At 34.7% G+C, this 16,405-nt stretch carries 13 protein-coding genes and 1 pseudogene; 12 read left to right on the top strand and 2 right to left on the bottom strand.

The window, feature by feature from the left end; all coding sequences use genetic code 11:
* The 4 genes from JNUCC83_RS01035 (at position 1) to JNUCC83_RS01050 (ending at position 5,340) form a co-directional block, all read left to right on the top strand.
* Complete coding sequence (locus tag JNUCC83_RS01035; RefSeq protein ID WP_454460414.1) at positions 1–978, top strand: alpha-ketoacid dehydrogenase subunit beta; 978 nt, start codon at positions 1–3, stop codon at positions 976–978.
* A gap of 46 nt (positions 979–1,024) precedes the next feature.
* On the top strand, positions 1,025–2,617 hold the full coding sequence (locus tag JNUCC83_RS01040) for a dihydrolipoyllysine-residue acetyltransferase (protein ID WP_454460415.1): 1,593 nt from the start codon (positions 1,025–1,027) through the stop codon (positions 2,615–2,617).
* A gap of 12 nt (positions 2,618–2,629) precedes the next feature.
* The gene (gene lpdA, locus JNUCC83_RS01045; protein WP_454460416.1) at positions 2,630–4,036 is read left to right on the top strand and encodes a dihydrolipoyl dehydrogenase; all 1,407 of its coding nucleotides are present in this window, start codon (positions 2,630–2,632) and stop codon (positions 4,034–4,036) included.
* Between the two features lie 137 nt (positions 4,037–4,173).
* Positions 4,174–5,340, top strand: coding sequence for a SulP family inorganic anion transporter (locus JNUCC83_RS01050; protein WP_454460417.1), 1,167 nt, complete (start codon positions 4,174–4,176; stop codon positions 5,338–5,340).
* 18 nt (positions 5,341–5,358) lie between these two features.
* Here the strand turns inward: JNUCC83_RS01050 and JNUCC83_RS01055 are convergent, their stop codons facing one another.
* Positions 5,359–5,943, bottom strand: coding sequence for a hypothetical protein (locus tag JNUCC83_RS01055; protein ID WP_454460418.1), 585 nt, complete (start codon positions 5,941–5,943; stop codon positions 5,359–5,361).
* 238 nt (positions 5,944–6,181) lie between these two features.
* Between JNUCC83_RS01055 and JNUCC83_RS01060 the strand changes: the two are divergent.
* The 8 genes and pseudogenes from JNUCC83_RS01060 (at position 6,182) to efaA (ending at position 14,820) form a co-directional block, all read left to right on the top strand.
* Positions 6,182–7,370, top strand: a pseudogene (locus JNUCC83_RS01060) (glycine C-acetyltransferase).
* A 182-nt stretch (positions 7,371–7,552) separates the two neighbouring features.
* Positions 7,553–9,151, top strand: coding sequence for a CTP synthase (pyrG, locus tag JNUCC83_RS01065; RefSeq protein WP_454460419.1), 1,599 nt, complete (start codon positions 7,553–7,555; stop codon positions 9,149–9,151).
* Between the two features lie 431 nt (positions 9,152–9,582).
* Positions 9,583–11,097, top strand: a complete 1,515-nt coding sequence (locus JNUCC83_RS01070) for a DUF1846 domain-containing protein (RefSeq protein WP_454460420.1) — start codon at positions 9,583–9,585, stop codon at positions 11,095–11,097.
* Positions 11,098–11,181: 84 nt separating this feature from the next.
* On the top strand, positions 11,182–11,871 hold the full coding sequence (locus tag JNUCC83_RS01075) for a CPBP family intramembrane glutamic endopeptidase (RefSeq protein WP_454460421.1): 690 nt from the start codon (positions 11,182–11,184) through the stop codon (positions 11,869–11,871).
* 16 nt (positions 11,872–11,887) lie between these two features.
* The gene (locus tag JNUCC83_RS01080; RefSeq protein WP_454460422.1) at positions 11,888–12,082 is read left to right on the top strand and encodes a hypothetical protein; all 195 of its coding nucleotides are present in this window, start codon (positions 11,888–11,890) and stop codon (positions 12,080–12,082) included.
* Between the two features lie 164 nt (positions 12,083–12,246).
* Positions 12,247–13,029 (top strand): metal ABC transporter ATP-binding protein, encoded by a 783-nt coding sequence (locus JNUCC83_RS01085; protein WP_454460423.1) that lies wholly within the window; start codon positions 12,247–12,249, stop codon positions 13,027–13,029.
* Positions 13,029–13,886, top strand: a complete 858-nt coding sequence (locus JNUCC83_RS01090; protein WP_454460424.1) for a metal ABC transporter permease — start codon at positions 13,029–13,031, stop codon at positions 13,884–13,886. The genes JNUCC83_RS01085 and JNUCC83_RS01090 overlap by 1 nt, the downstream gene beginning before the upstream one ends.
* Positions 13,873–14,820, top strand: a complete 948-nt coding sequence (gene efaA / locus JNUCC83_RS01095) for an Mn/Fe ABC transporter substrate-binding lipoprotein EfaA (protein ID WP_454460425.1) — start codon at positions 13,873–13,875, stop codon at positions 14,818–14,820. Before JNUCC83_RS01090 ends, efaA begins: the two co-directional genes overlap by 14 nt.
* A gap of 142 nt (positions 14,821–14,962) precedes the next feature.
* Here the strand turns inward: efaA and JNUCC83_RS01100 are convergent, their stop codons facing one another.
* Positions 14,963–16,324 (bottom strand): APC family permease, encoded by a 1,362-nt coding sequence (locus JNUCC83_RS01100; protein WP_454461302.1) that lies wholly within the window; start codon positions 16,322–16,324, stop codon positions 14,963–14,965.
* Positions 16,325–16,405 lie beyond the last annotated feature (81 nt).

Genomic DNA, 16,405 nt, shown 5'->3' on the forward strand with positions numbered 1-16,405 from the left:
ATGGCACAAAAAACAATGATTCAAGCAATTACAGATGCTTTAGCAATAGAACTTGAAGCAAATCCAGATGTATTAGTATTTGGTGAAGATGTTGGTAATAATGGTGGGGTATTCCGTGCCACTGAAGGATTACAAGAAAAATTTGGTGTAGATCGTGTATTCGATACACCATTAGCTGAATCAGGCATCGGTGGTTTAGCATTCGGTTTAGCTTTAGAAAACTTCCGTCCAGTAGCAGAAATCCAATTCTTTGGTTTCGTATTTGAAGTAATGGATGAAATTATCGGACAAATGGCTCGTACTCGTTACCGTATGAGTGGTACTCGTAATATTCCAGTTACAATCCGCGCACCATTTGGTGGTGGAGTTCATACTCCTGAAATGCATGCGGATAACTTAGAAGGTTTAATCGCTCAATCACCAGGTGTGCGTGTGGTTATCCCAAGTAATCCATATGACGCAAAAGGATTATTAATTTCAGCTATTCGTGACAACGACCCAGTTGTTTTCTTAGAGCACATGAAATTATACCGTTCATTCCGTGAAGAAGTTCCAGAAGAAGCTTACACAGTTCCTTTAGATAAAGCCGCTGTAACTCGTGAAGGAACAGATGTTTCAATTATTACTTACGGAGCAATGGTTCGTGAAGCAATCAAAGCAGCAGAAGCATTAGAAAAAGATGGCATCTCTGTTGAAATCATTGACTTAAGAACAGTTGCACCATTAGATGTAGATACAATTATTGCCTCTGTTGAGAAAACAGGACGTGTTGTAGTCGTTCAAGAAGCTCAAAGACAAGCCGGAGTTGGCGCTCAAGTTGTTTCAGAAATTTCAGAAAGAGCGGTTCTTTCTTTAGAAGCACCAATCGGACGTGTGTCAGCACCTGATACAGTTTATCCATTTGGTCAAGCAGAAGGTGCATGGTTACCAAATGCATCAGATATCGAAGCAAAAGTAAGAGAAATTCATTCATTCTAATTAGTCGAAATTAACTGAATGCACAACAGAAGGAGAGAAATAACAGATGGCTTTTAAATTTAAATTACCAGACATTGGTGAAGGTATCGCAGAAGGCGAAATCGTTAAATTGTTTGTTAAAGAAGGCGACACAATCAACGAAGACGATACGTTATTAGAGGTACAAAATGATAAATCAGTAGAAGAAATTCCTTCTCCTGTAACAGGTAAAGTACTAAAAGTTCTTGTTTCAGAAGGAACAGTAGCAAACGTTGGTGACGTATTAGTTGAAATCGACGCACCAGGACATGAAGATGAAGAAGAAACAATCGCTCCTGCTGAGGAAGCAGCTGCACCAGCGGCAAGTGCTCCTGCAGCTAGCACAGGTGGCGTATTCCAATTCAAATTACCAGATATCGGTGAAGGTATTGCAGAAGGCGAAATCGTAAAATGGTTTGTGTCTGCTGGAGATACAATCAATGAAGACGATACATTATTAGAAGTACAAAATGATAAATCAGTGGAAGAAATTCCTTCTCCTGTAACAGGTAAAGTCGTTAACGTATTAGTACCTGAAGGAACAGTAGCAAACGTTGGTGATGTATTAGTTGAAATTGACGCGCCAGGACATAACGATGCGCCTGCAACAAGTGCACCAGCAGCTGAAGCTCCAACTGCAAGTGCACCAGCAGCATCAAGTGAACCAACTGGTAAACCAAGTGCTCGTGTATTAGCAATGCCATCAGTACGTCAATATGCTCGTGCTAAAGGTGTTGATATTACGTTAGTAACACCAACAGGTAAAGGTGGACGTGTGGTTAAATCTGATATTGATAACTTTGGTTCAGCTCCCGCAGCTCAATCTGTTGAAAAAGTTGTTGTATCTGAAGAAAAAGTTTCTACTGCACCAGCTAAAGAAACTACTAAACCAGCAGCTCCATTTGTTGGTATGCCTGAAGTTGAAGTTCGTGAAAAAATGACTCCAACACGTAAAGCAATTGCTAAAGCAATGGTAAACAGCAAACATACTGCACCTCATGTAACATTACATGATGATGTTGAAGTATCTAAATTATGGGATCACCGTAAGAAATTTAAAGATGTTGCAGCAACAAGAAATACTAAATTAACGTTCTTACCATATGTTGTTAAAGCATTAACTGCAACTATGCAAAAATTCCCAACATTAAATGCATCAATTGATGACGCAACAAACGAAATTGTTTACAAACATTACTATAACATTGGTATCGCAACTGATACTGATCATGGTTTATATGTACCAAACGTTAAACAAGCTAACACTAAGAGCATGTTTGATATTGCAGATGAAATTAACGAAAAAGCAGCTTTAGCTATTGAAGGTAAATTAACTGCAGCTGATATGCGTGATGGTACTGTAACAATTAGTAACATTGGTTCTGTTGGTGGTGGATGGTTTACACCAGTTATTAACTACCCAGAAGTTGCTATTTTAGGTGTTGGTACAATTACACAACAACCTGTCGTAAATGAAGATGGAGAAATTGTTGTTGGAAGAATGATGAAATTATCATTAAGCTTTGACCACCGTATCGTTGATGGAGCAACAGCACAAAAAGCGATGAACAATATTAAACGTTTATTAGCTGATCCAGAATTATTATTAATGGAAGGATAAGGTGAATAGTTAATGGTTGTAGGAGATTTCGCATTAGAATTAGATACAGTAGTAATTGGTGCAGGACCTGGTGGATATGTTGCCGCAATTCGTGCCGCACAAATGGGTCAAAAAGTAGCAATTATCGAAAGAGAATACATCGGTGGCGTTTGTTTAAACGTCGGATGTATTCCATCAAAAGCACTAATTAGTGCAGGACACAAATATCAAGAAGCAATGCATTCAGCTATCTTTGGTGTAACTGCTGATAATGTATCACTTGATTTTTCTAAAACTCAAGAATGGAAAAACAACCAAGTAGTTGCAAAATTAACTGGTGGTGTTGAATTCTTACTTAAGAAAAATAAAGTTGAAATTATCCGTGGTGAAGCATTCTTCGTTGATGAAAACACTCTACGTGTGATTGATGGTGACCATGCACAAACTTATTCATTTAATCATGCTATCGTTGCAACTGGTAGTCGTCCAATCGAAATTAAAGGATTTAAATTTGGTGGACGTATTATTGATTCAACTGGTGGATTAAGCTTAACTGAAGTTCCTAAAAAATTAGTTATCGTCGGTGGTGGCGTTATCGGTGCTGAATTAGGTGGAGCATATGCTAACCTAGGTACTGAAGTAACAATTTTAGAAGGTTCTCCACAAATTTTACCAACATTTGAAAAAGATATGGTTAAACTTGTTGAAAAAGAATTTGACAACAAAGGTATCAAAGTTGTAACAAAAGCAATGGCTAAAGAAGCTGTTGACAATGGCGATAGCGTGACTGTAACTTATGAAGTTGACGGTAAAGAAGAAAAAGTTGAAGCAGACTACGTGATGGTAACTGTAGGTCGTCGTCCAAACACTGATGATTTAGGTTTAGAAATCTTAGGCGTTGAGATGACTGATCGTGGATTAGTAAAAGTTGACAACCAAGGACGCACTAACGTGAAAAGTATTTTCGCTATTGGTGACATCGTTCCTGGAGCTGCCCTTGCTCATAAAGCGAGCTACGAAGCAAAAATCGCTGCCGAAGCAATTTCTGGTGAACCAGTAGCAGTTGATTATCGTGCAATGCCAGCTGTAGCCTTTACAGATCCTGAATTGGCAACTGTCGGTATGACAGAAAAAGAGGCAAAAGAAGCTGGATTAGACGTAAAAGCATCTAAATTCTCATTAGGTGGAAATGGTCGTGCCTTATCATTAAACCAAACTGAAGGATTCGTACGTTTAGTGACAACTAAAGAAGACAACGTGATTGTTGGTGGACAAGTTGCTGGTATTAGTGCTAGTGATATTATTGCAGAAATTGGTTTAGCTGTAGAAGCTGGAATGAATGCAGAAGATATCGCTTTAACTATCCATTCACATCCATCATTATCTGAAGCTGTTATGGATACAGCAGAATTAGCATTAGGTATGCCAATTCATATGTAATAAAATTAAAGTATTGTTTGTTCGGACGTATAAAGCATCTCTTTTTAGAGGTGCTTTTTTTATTTTTAAAACGTGTATTATTAAAAAGAATATGTTATGATAATTTTCTTGAAAAAGAATTATTGGGAGGGAAAAAGGTGTTACTTAGTATAAAAAAGAGTGAGTGGGTTGGTAATCCACGCGAAAATATTTTTGCTGGGTTAGTTTCTTCTGTTGCTATTTTACCTGAAGTGATAGGATTTGCTATTATTGCAGGAGTGCATCCTATGTCAGCATTGTTTGCGTCAGCAATAACGCTGCTCATCATTACGTTAACTGGTGGGAGACCTGCCATGGTGTCTGCAGCAGCAGGTTCGATGGCTCTAGTTATAGCAGGATTGGTTCAGTCACATGGGCTAAATTATATGATTGCTGCGACTGTTTTAACAGGTATCTTTCAATTTGTTTTAGGCTATTTGAATATTCATAAAATCATGAAATACATACCTAAAAGTGTCATGATAGGGTTTGTTAATGGGTTAGCTATTTCCATTTTTTTAGCACAAGTTCAACAATTACCAGAGCAAAATGGCATAGGTTATGTGATGGTTATTATCAGTATTTTAGCAATTTATATTTTACCAAAAGTCATAAAAGTTATTCCACCGGCATTAGTAATAATTACGGTAATGACTATCTTATCATTTGTTTTTAAAGGAAGTTTCTTTACAGTTGGAGATTTAGGTGATATGTCTTCACTTGATGTGTCATTTGGGATGCCACTTGTTCCAATAAACCTTGAGACGCTGTGGATAATTTTACCAACTGCCATTTCATTAACGTTTATTGGATTGATGGAAACACTTTTAACGATCCCTATTGTAGATGAAATGACAGACTCAACAAGTGATAGTAAGCGAGAAGTAAAAGCTCAGGGATTGGCTAATTTTATTACAGGATTATTCGGTGGTCAAGCAGGGTGTGCGATGATTGGACAAGCTGTTATAAATGTTAAATCAGGTGGACGGACACGATTATCCACTTTTATATCTGGTACGACATTATTACTATTTATTTTTGTTTTAAATTCTTTGATGATGGTGATCCCAACTGCAGCATTGATAGGTATTATGATTACAGTGGCAGGTGATACATTTGATTGGAAAAGTTTAGAATTAGTTAAATCTTGGGAAATGATTGAAAGTACAGTGATGGTAGTCACTGTAGCAATTATTATTTATACAGGAAACCTAGCCATTGGAATTTTGTGTGGTGTCATATTAAATGGGTTACTTATATTATTTACAAAACTTTATAAAAAATAAACCATTCAATCGAGTGGTTTATTTTTTATAAGTTGTTAATGCAGACTCACCAATTACTATAGAATCTTTGCCGTCGCTATATTGAGAATCCAAACTTATAGTAAATGAATTAAGGTTCGGTTTTTTCTTAGATAAAAGTGTAAACGTTCCTGGTGTTGAGGTCTTAGGTTGCATCAATCCATTAAAATTTTCATCAAACAAAAAAAATTCATCAGATGAAGAGTCAAATTGGTGTCCCCGTTTATCTATTAGTGTTTTGTTAAGAGATGATAGGTCAAGAATGCTTTTTGAAGTATTTTTTAATTTATAGTCAATGAGTGAACGATAGTATTTTTCTGGGAATTTATTAAAACCAGGAAAATTGTATTCAGCATTTTTTATATCATCTTCTTTATTTAATGTTTTTTCTTGAGATATATTAGTTATGGTATATTCGACAATACCAGCTGTGGGTAAAGTGACTTCTTTAAATGCGTTGTTGGTGGATGTGGGTATATTAGTAGATACATCATTTTGAGAGATCTGTTTATTAGTGTCATTGGTAGAACATCCCATTAGTAGAAAGTTTAATAAAACCAAGTAAGTTGTGGTTACTTTTTTCATAAAATGCCCCCTTTTTTCGATAATTGTATCATGTGTAGTAACAATTAACAATTAGTTCATTGTTGTTTATGATTCTGTTTGACTAGAAGATATTTCAATCTATATTTATAGCTAATATAGTAAAAAGGCAATAATAACATTCTCTTTTTTGTTATCATTTATTAATAATGGTCGAATAAGTAATAAAAAAACGCTATAATGAGATTAATAGATGATAGGAGGAAGCGTTATGTCACACATGAGTCCTAAGTTAGAAATATTTTTAGATGAAGGGTTAGATAACTTAAAAGAAGAAGGATTGTATTCAACTATTGATGTTGTTGAAGGTGCAAATGGTTCCAATAATAGAAATTGATGGTAAGAAAAAAACCAATTTGGCTTCGAATAACTATCTCGGATTTGCTACACATCCAGCACTTATCAAAGCGGCTAATGAGGCAACAGAAAAGTATGGTGTAGGTGCAAGTGCCGTACGTACAATCAATGGTACACTTGATATTCATCGTAAATTAGAAGAAAAAATTGCGAAGTCCAAAGGAACAGAAGCTGCAATTGCTTTTCAATCAGGATTTAATTGTAATAAGGGTGCGATATCAGCGGTTATGACAAAAGAAGATGCGATTTTATCAGATGTGTTAAATCAAGCGTCTATTATTGATCGTTGTCGTCTGTCTGGGGCAAAAATTATTTGAGTGAATCATTCTGACATGGAAGACTTGGATAAAAAAGCGAAAGAAGCTGTTGAAAGTGGTTTATACAAAAAAGTAATGTACATTACTGATGGTGTGTTTTCTATGGATGGAGATGTCGTAAAAATGCCAGAGATTATGGAAATTGTTGAAAAATACGGTTTGATTGTGTATGGCGATGATGCACATGGTTCTGGTGTTTTAGGAAAAGGTACTGGAATAGTCAAAGAGTTTGGATTATCTGATAAAGTAGATTTTCAAATGGGTGCATTATCCAAAGCAATTGGCGTGGTTGGTGGTTATGTTGCAGGTAGCCAGAAATTAATTGATTGGTTGAAATCTCAGGCACGACCATTTTTATTCTCAACGTCATGAACGTCAGGAGCTAGTGCAACGGTGATAAAAGCATTAGAACTGATGGAAAATGATTCATCATATGTGAATGTTTTATAGGAAAATGCTAATTATTTTAAAGAAAAACTTCAAGAAATTGGCTATGACATTGGTGAGTCTGAAACACCTATTACTCCTGTTATTTTAGGAGATGAAAAATTAGCACAAGAATTTGCTAAACGATTGATTGATGAAGGTATTTACGTTAAACCTATCGTCTTTCCAACCGTTCCACTTGGTACAGGACGAGTTAGAAATATGCCCACAGCAGCACATACGAAAGAAATGCTAGATGAGGCAGTAGCGATTTATGAAAAAGTTGGGAAAGATATGAAAATTATTTGATTTTCAACATTAAATTCTTGACGAAACGCTAAAACCCTTGTATCATACTTTTTGGGCACTCTTGAAAGATAGAGGCAGATAGACATAAATTAAAGCTCCCTTATTCGAATGGATAAGGGGCTTTCTTTGTTTTTTATAAACATCTTCCCCAAGTAATAGATAGAAGAAAAGAGGCGAATGTTATGACAAAGTACATTTTTGTAACAGGTGGAGTGGTATCTTCAATTGGAAAAGGGATTGTGGCAGCATCGTTAGGACGATTATTAAAAAATCGTGGATTGAATGTGACTATTCAAAAATTTGATCCCTATATTAACATCGATCCTGGAACAATGAGTCCTTACCAACATGGTGAAGTATTCGTCACTGAAGATGGGGCAGAAACAGATTTAGATTTAGGTCATTATGAGCGATTTATTGATATTAATTTAAATCAACACTCAAACGTGACTACTGGAAAAGTTTATTCAGAGGTAATCAGAAAAGAAAGAAAAGGAGAATATCTGGGTGCAACAGTCCAAGTAATCCCACATATTACCAATGAAATCAAAGAAAAAATGATGGCAGCAGCTGATACGAATGAAGCAGATGTGATTATTACTGAAGTTGGTGGAACGGTGGGAGATATTGAGTCTTTACCATTCTTAGAAGCTTTAAGACAGATGAAAGCTGATGTAGGTAAAGACAATGTCCTATATATCCACACAACATTGATTCCTTATTTAAAGGCTGCAGGGGAAATGAAAACAAAACCAACACAACACAGTGTGAAAGAATTGCGTAGTTTGGGTATTCAGCCAGACGTTTTAGTGGTTAGAACCGAAGAAGCAGTGCCACAAGAAATGAAACAAAAGTTAGCACAATTTTGTGATGTACCCGAAGAAGCAGTTATTGAATCAAGAGATGTAAACACTCTATATGAAATTCCATTAAATTTAAAGGAACAAGGATTAGATGATATAGTTTGTCGTCATCTAGGTCTAGAAACACCTCAAGCAGAAATGACTGAATGGCAAGAAATGGCCTCTCATGTATTGAACTTAAAACACAAAACTCGTATTGCCCTAGTTGGTAAATATGTTGAATTGCCAGATGCTTACTTATCAGTTGTGGAAGCATTAAAACATGCTGGATATGACTATGATACGAACATTGAGATTGAGTGGATTCAATCAGAAAATGTTACAGAGGAAAATGTCTCTGATTATTTATCAACAGTAGACGGTGTTCTTGTACCAGGTGGATTTGGTGATCGAGGAATTGAAGGTAAAATTGAAGCGATTCGTTATGCTAGAGAAAATAATATTCCGTTTTTAGGTATTTGTTTGGGAATGCAAATGGCATGTGTAGAATTCGCGAGAAATGTTCTAATGCTTGAAGGAGCAGACTCGAAAGAAACTGCACCAGAAACGCCTTATAACATTATTGATTTGATGTTGGACCAAGAAGGTGTAGAAGATATGGGAGGAACGCTTCGGTTAGGAGCTTATCCATGTGAGTTGAAACCAGATACTAAGACACGTGATTTATATAATGGTGAAGAGTTAATCAGTGAACGTCATCGCCACCGTTATGAATTTAATAATGATTTTCGTGAATCATTTGAAAAAGCAGGAATGGTCTTCTCGGGAGTCTCGCCTGATAATCGCTTAGTTGAAATTGTAGAAATTCCAGCTAATGATTTCTTTGTTGCCAGTCAATTTCACCCAGAGTTTAAATCACGACCAAACAGAAGTCATCCGCTATTTAACGGGTTTATTAGAGCTAGCTTAAATAACTAGAATGTTAACAAAAAACACATATTATCATGATATACTCGAATTATTAAAAAACAAAAATAACAAAGGCTGAAATGATATGAAACGTGTTATAGCAATTGGTTGTCTAGGACAAATAGGGACCGAATTAGTTACACGACTTAGAAAAGAATTAGGTACAGCCAATGTACTGGCACCTGATATCAGGTTAGGATGAAGGAAACCCAACAGTTGAGAATGGTGAATTTGATGTGTTAGGTGTTTTGGATAAAGATCGAATGTTTAAACTCGACTATGCTTTTAAAGCTGATACGATGATTCGCTTAGCGTCATTAGTATAATTTAGATAAAATGACACAAGATATGTTACAAAAATTAGAGAAAAAGTTAAGTTAAGTGTTAATCATTGTTGGTTGCAATTTTACCATTTATCCTAACTTTTAAGGAGGAAAACCATGAAAAAGCTAGGATTTGATTCTCAAAAATACATCGAAGAGCAATCAAAATTTATTTTAGAACGTGTAAATAATTACGATAAATTATATTTAGAGTTTGGTGGTAAATTAATCGGAGATAAACATGCAAAACGTGTGTTGCCAGGTTTTGATGAAGATTCAAAAATTAAAATACTGCAAAAATTAAAAGATAAAGCTGAAGTCATTATTTGTGTGTATGCTGGAGATATTGAGCGAAATAAAATTCGCGGTGATTACAACATCACATATGACATGGATATCTTAAAATCCATTGATGAGTTTAATGAGTATGGCTTATCTGTAAATAGTGTGTTAATCACACGTTACAGTGGACAACCCTCTACGAAAATATTTATTAATAAATTAGAAAAACGCAATATCAAAGTATACACACATGAAGCAATTGAAGGGTATCCATATAATATCGATCAGATTGTGAGTGACGAAGGGTTTGGTAAAAATCCTTATATACCAACGACAAAACCAATTGTTGTTGTTACAGCACCTGGTGCTGGAAGTGGAAAATTGGCAACTAGCCTAAGTCAAATCTATCATGAAAATCGTTTAGGGCGTGTGGCAGGTTATTCGAAGTTTGAAACATTCCCAGTTTGGAATATCCCATTGAAACACCCGCTAAATATCGCCTACGAAGCAGCAACAGTTGACTTGAAAGACGTGAACATGATTGATTCATTTCATTATGAAGCTTATGGTGAAGTGGCGGTTAATTATAATCGTGATATTGAAACATTCCCAGTTATTAAACGCATTATCGAACGAATCACCAATCAGGAGTCAGTCTTTAAATCACCGACAGATATGGGTGTGAATAGAGTAGGCTTTGGTATCATTGATGATGAGGTAGTAAAAGAAGCATCAAAAGAAGAAATTATTCGTCGTTGTTTCGATACAGAGTGTTTTTATAAACGTGGAATGGTTGACGAGGACGTGGTTAATCGTATCCAACTTATTATGGAAGAGATGGAGCTTAAAAAAGAAGATCGTCTTCCAGTATTACCAGCAAGAGAGTATGTAGAGAATTTAAAAAAATTATCCACAGAAGAAGTTGTCAATCCAATCTCTGTTATGGCATTTGAATTACCAACTGGAGAAATTGTAACAGGACGTACGTCAGATTTGATGGATGCCTCTGCAGCAGCTATTTTAAATTCAATCAAACGTTTGGCGAACATTTCAGATGATATTTTATTATTATCTCCTGTTATTTTGGAAACTATCCAAAAAATGAAAGTTGAAGAATTAGGAAATAAAATGACAGCATTAAATGCAAATGAAGTGTTAATTGCATTATCTATAAGTGCTGTGACAAACCCAACTGCTCAACTCGCTTATGAACAATTAGCTAATCTTGAAGGAGTTGAAGCTCATTCTACAGTGATGTTAAATAAAGATGATGAACAAGTTCTTAAAAAATTGGGTATGAATGTCACAAGTGATCCTGTCTTTTCATCAGAAAATCTTTTCTATATCTAATAGTAAATACTTGAAATAATAGGTAAATCTAGTTACACTGTGTGAGTTAAGTTTACTGTTATTTTTTAAAGGGGAAATCCAAAAATGAAAGAAAATACAATGAAAAAATCTCTTCTATCAGTTATCATAATTTTTATAGGGACATTGTTAGTTATTACTTTGTCAAGAGCGGTAGCAGGGACAAATGGTTATATGTATTTTGTTCTACCTACTGTTTGGTTTGTCGGTTTATTTTTTAGAGATATCAAAACTAAAAAAGAAATGCTGTCAAATCAGTGGGGTGATTTTAAAAAGACAAAATGGCGTCATATGCTATATGTTATAATAACACTGTTTTTAGCTTCGATAGCGATTCAAATCACTCGGCCAATTTTTAATCAATTTATTCCAACGAATCCTGTTCACAGCTATGATTACGATATTGATACTTCTCTAGGTTTATTGTTCTCTGTTTTAGGTGGGATAGTTGACTTAGTAGTGGCCTTTGTTGAAGAAGTCACTTATCGTTATGAAGGAATGTACGTTTATAAATATAATAAACTACTATTGGTTATTATGTTGATTTTGTCTAGTTTATTATTTGGCTTTTCTCATTACTATAATTTTGGTGGGAGTTTTCTTGCAAGTATTCCCTATGCTTTTGCTGGTCTAGTATTTGGGTTAATGTATTTATGGACAAAAAATATTTGGGTTCCTATTATGGCTCACTTGCTTTTTAATAGTACAGCAGTATTATCAAGTTTATTTCTAGTTATTGTGAAATTAATTAGTTAAGGAAGGAATACAGTAAATGCAAGAAACATATCGTTTAATAGGTTTTGTTGCAATAGTCATTGCAATAGTTTTTGGAACGTTAGCTCAATCTTGGGTTAAGACAAGATTGCTATTATTTAGAGACACAAGCATGGTAAAACAATATATTATAAGTTTTATATTTGTGATTATAGGGGCTTTTTTCTTTTATATGAGTGGCTCGTTTAATTAATACAACAATAGTGTAGACGACTTTTTATGGAAGTCGTCTATTTTTTTATTTTCTTTTTAAACAATTGAGTTGTGAAAATGATTCTCATTTGCTATAATGATTTTAAGTTTAGGTTTACCTAAAAATAAGTTAAATTAATCCAAAAAATAGAAAAGGTGAAAAACATGCAAGAAGAAGCATTAACGATGTCTTATGAAGGGTTAGTACAGGAACCTATTGACATTAAAAATGTATCGGTATCCTATCAAGCTAAAGTGGCATTAGAAAATATTAGTTTGTCGATTGAATCGGGGAAAATAACAGGAATTATTGGACCGAATGGTGCAGGAAAATCAACTTTTTTAAAAAGCATTATAGGTTTGATAAAAACAGATAGTGGTAGTGTCACAATTGGGGGAGAGTCTATCGATGCTGTTAGAAAACAAATTGCATATGTTGAACAACGAAGTGCGATAGATTTGACGTTTCCGATTAAAGTTGACGAAACCGTGATGTTAGGAACGTACCCAAAATTGGGACTATTTCGTCGGCCGAAAAAAGAAGATCGTCACAAAGTTCAAGAGTCACTGGAAAAAGTCAAAATGGAAAGTTTTTCTAAACGACAAATAGGTAATTTATCTGGTGGCCAGTTGCAGCGAGTCTTTATTGCAAGAGCTCTAGCACAAGATGCAGATATTATTTTCTTAGACGAACCGTTTGTTGGCATTGATATGGTAAGTGAAAAATTGATTGTTGAATTGTTACACGAGTTACGAAATGAAGGGAAAACAATTGTGATTGTTCACCATGATTTACATAAAACCAAAGAATACTTTGACAATTTAATTATTTTAAATAAAAAACTTATTGCAAGTGGCCCAGTAGCTAAAACATTCACTACTTCTACTATTCAACAAGCATATGGTGAAACAATGGGAGAAATCGTGATTAAAGGAGTGAATGATTAATGGTACAACATTTTATAGAAGGTTTAATAAAATATGATTTCTTACAAAATGCCTTAATTACATCAGTTATAGTGGGAATTGTATCAGGGGTGATTGGTAGTTTTATTATTTTGCGTGGGATGTCTCTTATGGGTGACGCCATTTCTCATGCGGTATTACCTGGTGTTGCTGTGTCTTATATGTTGGGTGGAAGTTATATGATTGGAGCATCCATTTTTGGGATTATGGCAGCTGGGCTTATTGGTTTTGTGACACAAAAAAGCAAATTGAAAAACGATACAGCAATCGGAATTGTCTTTAGTTCTTTCTTTGCTTTAGGGATTATACTTATTTCATTTGCTGAAAGTTCAACTGACTTGTATCATATTTTATTTGGTAATGTGTTAGCTGTAAGACCAAGTGATATGTATACAACATTAGCTGTCGCTGTTGCGGTCATTTTATTTGTTATTTTGTTTTATAAAGAGTTACTAGTTAGCTCGTTTGACCCAGTGATGGCTCAAGCGTATGGTTTGAAAGTTCAAGTGATTCACTATGCATTGATGTTTTTCTTAACGTTAGTTGCCGTGTCTTCACTTCAAACTGTTGGAACAATTTTAGTGGTTGCCATGCTTGTTACTCCAGCTGCAACAGCGTACCTACTAACTGATAAATTATCAACAATGATTGTGATTGCAAGTAGTTTAGGAGCTATCAGTGCAGTGATTGGGTTGTTCTTTAGTTATTCGTATAATTTAGCATCAGGAGCAACTATTGTTCTGACAACTGTTATGTTTTTTGTGATTGCGTTTATATTTTCGCCAAAACAAGGATTTATTATTAAGAGAAAAGAGGAAGTTATCATTGAAGAAGTCTAGTCTTATATTATCAAGTCTTATAGTAGGGTTAATAGTGTTTTTTTTAGCCGGTTGTTCAACAGGAAGTGCGTCTACAGAAAAAAATGCAGATAACAATAAATTGAAAGTTGTGGCAACCAGTTCAATTATTGCTGATATGGTTGAAAATGTTGGAGGAGAGCATGTGGATGTACACAGTATTGTGTCTCGTGGAACAGACCCTCATGAGTATGAACCACTTCCAGAAGATATTTCCAAATCGACTGATGCCGATGTGATTTTTTATAATGGATTGAATCTTGAAACAGGTGGCAATGGTTGGTTTTTAAAGTTAATGCAAACCAGTAAGAAAAAAGAAAATGAAGATTACTTTGTTGTCAGTAAAAATGTTGAGCCGATGTATCTAACCGGTGAAGGTCAAGAAAGTGAGCAAGATCCTCATGCGTGGTTATCACTAAAAAATGGGATTATCTACGTTAATAATATTAAGGATGTACTAGTTGAAAAGGACGCAAAACATAAAAATGACTATGAAAAAAATGCAAAAGCTTATACAGAAAAACTAGAAGCTTTACATAATGAAAATACGAGTCGTTTTGCTGATATTCCAAAAGATAAAAATTTATTAGTTACAAGTGAAGGCGCGTTTAAATATTTTTCAAAAGCTTATGGTGTAAATGCGGCCTATATTTGGGAAATAAATACAGAAAACCAAGGTACACCTGATCAAATGAGTCAAATCATTGATAAAATAAAACAAACAAAAGTTCCTAGTCTTTTTGTTGAACAAAGTGTGGATGCTCGTAGTATGGAAACAGTCTCAAGAGAAACAGGTATTCCAATTTATGATACAATTTTTACTGATTCGTTAGCGAAAAAAGGTGAAACTGGGGACACATATTATGACATGTTAAAATGGAATTTAGATACTATCCATGAAGGCTTAATGAAATAAATGAAAAGAGGCTGACCCAAAAGTAAGTTTTTAAATGAAAATCACTAAACTAACAAAACAGAAATCCCATGAAGTCAGTGTTTTAATAAACTGATTTCATGGGATTTTTCTATTTTAAGATTTTTGGGTCAGCCTCTTTTTCTTAATATTTAATTGTCGGTAATGTTTGATTTTTTTTATAAGTGAAATACCCAGCTAGGCAAAATAAAAAACAAATCCCAAAGGAAATAAATTCAAATACTGGATTTTCATAAAAACCACCAAACAATATAATTAATCCACCAGCAATTGCTAAAATAGGTGAAATTAGACCAGTGAAGCTGTCTGTGATTTCTTTTGAAACGTATAATTGAATGACTTTGATGTATAGGGCCATATACCAAAGATAACCAAAGACAATGGCAATTTCTCCAATATCTCCTAACCCCATTAACTGGTAGGATTGTGTGATGTAGTGAATCATAAACCATCCACAACTTGTTGCTAAAGCAATAATGGCAGAAATACTTGTTAAATGCTTTGACTGATAATTATCAACAATTTTTTGACTATTAGGAAGCATATTTTTTGTTGCTAGTGCATAAGGCATACGAATATGACCTAAAGTTACACCATTAATCACACCAAAAAGAGCTACCAAGATAAAAAGTAAAATGATTTTTTGACCAATGTTACCAAATAACATGTCACCAATCTCCATTACTGCGCCTTCTCCCATCGAAAGAATGTATTTAGGGCCCAGTATGTGTGTTAATCCTAAAAAGTAAGATAGGTAAACGATGAGCACAATAATTGGACCAAAGCACAATGCTTTTTTCATTGTTTGACTACCACCTTTGACTTCATGGGAAATTGATAAAGCGATTGGCCAACCATCATATGAAAATGCCATAGGGGCAAGTGCAGCTAACCAACCTAATCCAACGTCTGATGGTTCTATTGTCGGGACAGTGTTTGGAATAATAGGTGGTTCTTTTTGCCAAAAAATAGCAATGACTCCTATTCCAACTAAAGGAATTAATTTCGTGATGGTTGAAATAATTTGAAACCATCCAGCAAATTGACTCGATAATATATTTAAACTATAGAAGAATAGCATATAACAAAAACCAATCCCCATTTGATAAGTCAGGGTCTGTGGTAGATTTAAAAGCATGGTGGTATATGTGCCAGCAGCCCAAGAGACAACAACACCGATTGTTGGAAAGTACAAAAATGTTTGATACCAACCAAATGCACTGGCAACTGATGTGGAAAAGAAATCTTCAAAGTAAGCCACCATTCCACCATTTTTTGTTGTTTTTTGTGCTAAATTTGTTAAAGAGAGACTACCAAAAATAATACATAAAGCTCCAATGACAAAAACCAATACCCCTAAAAGGACATTTCCTCCGGTAAAGGCTAGGATGTTTCCTACTTTAAAAAAAATACCTGAACCAACACAAATGCCAATGATCATTGCAATAGCAGTCCAAAGGCCATACTGTTTTTCTTTATTGATAATAAAACCTCCATTTCAATAGTAAAAATATAACATAATTCATATGAAATTGAATGAAAATTTCATGAATTCTAGAAAAGGAAT

The organism is Vagococcus sp. JNUCC 83 (assembly GCF_053667615.1).

Excerpts from the sequence above, each read along its gene's own strand:
- JNUCC83_RS01085 (WP_454460423.1), top strand. The coding sequence starts at position 12,247 with ATGCAAGAAGAAGCATTAACGATGTCTTATGAAGGGTTAGTACAGGAA.
- JNUCC83_RS01075 (WP_454460421.1), top strand. The coding sequence starts at position 11,182 with ATGAAAGAAAATACAATGAAAAAATCTCTTCTATCAGTTATCATAATT.
- JNUCC83_RS01035 (WP_454460414.1), top strand. The coding sequence starts at position 1 with ATGGCACAAAAAACAATGATTCAAGCAATTACAGATGCTTTAGCAATA.
- JNUCC83_RS01040 (WP_454460415.1), top strand. The coding sequence starts at position 1,025 with ATGGCTTTTAAATTTAAATTACCAGACATTGGTGAAGGTATCGCAGAA.
- JNUCC83_RS01055 (WP_454460418.1), bottom strand. The coding sequence starts at position 5,943 with ATGAAAAAAGTAACCACAACTTACTTGGTTTTATTAAACTTTCTACTA.
- JNUCC83_RS01070 (WP_454460420.1), top strand. The coding sequence starts at position 9,583 with ATGAAAAAGCTAGGATTTGATTCTCAAAAATACATCGAAGAGCAATCA.
- JNUCC83_RS01090 (WP_454460424.1), top strand. The coding sequence starts at position 13,029 with ATGGTACAACATTTTATAGAAGGTTTAATAAAATATGATTTCTTACAA.
- JNUCC83_RS01080 (WP_454460422.1), top strand. The coding sequence starts at position 11,888 with ATGCAAGAAACATATCGTTTAATAGGTTTTGTTGCAATAGTCATTGCA.
- pyrG (WP_454460419.1), top strand. The coding sequence starts at position 7,553 with ATGACAAAGTACATTTTTGTAACAGGTGGAGTGGTATCTTCAATTGGA.
- lpdA (WP_454460416.1), top strand. The coding sequence starts at position 2,630 with ATGGTTGTAGGAGATTTCGCATTAGAATTAGATACAGTAGTAATTGGT.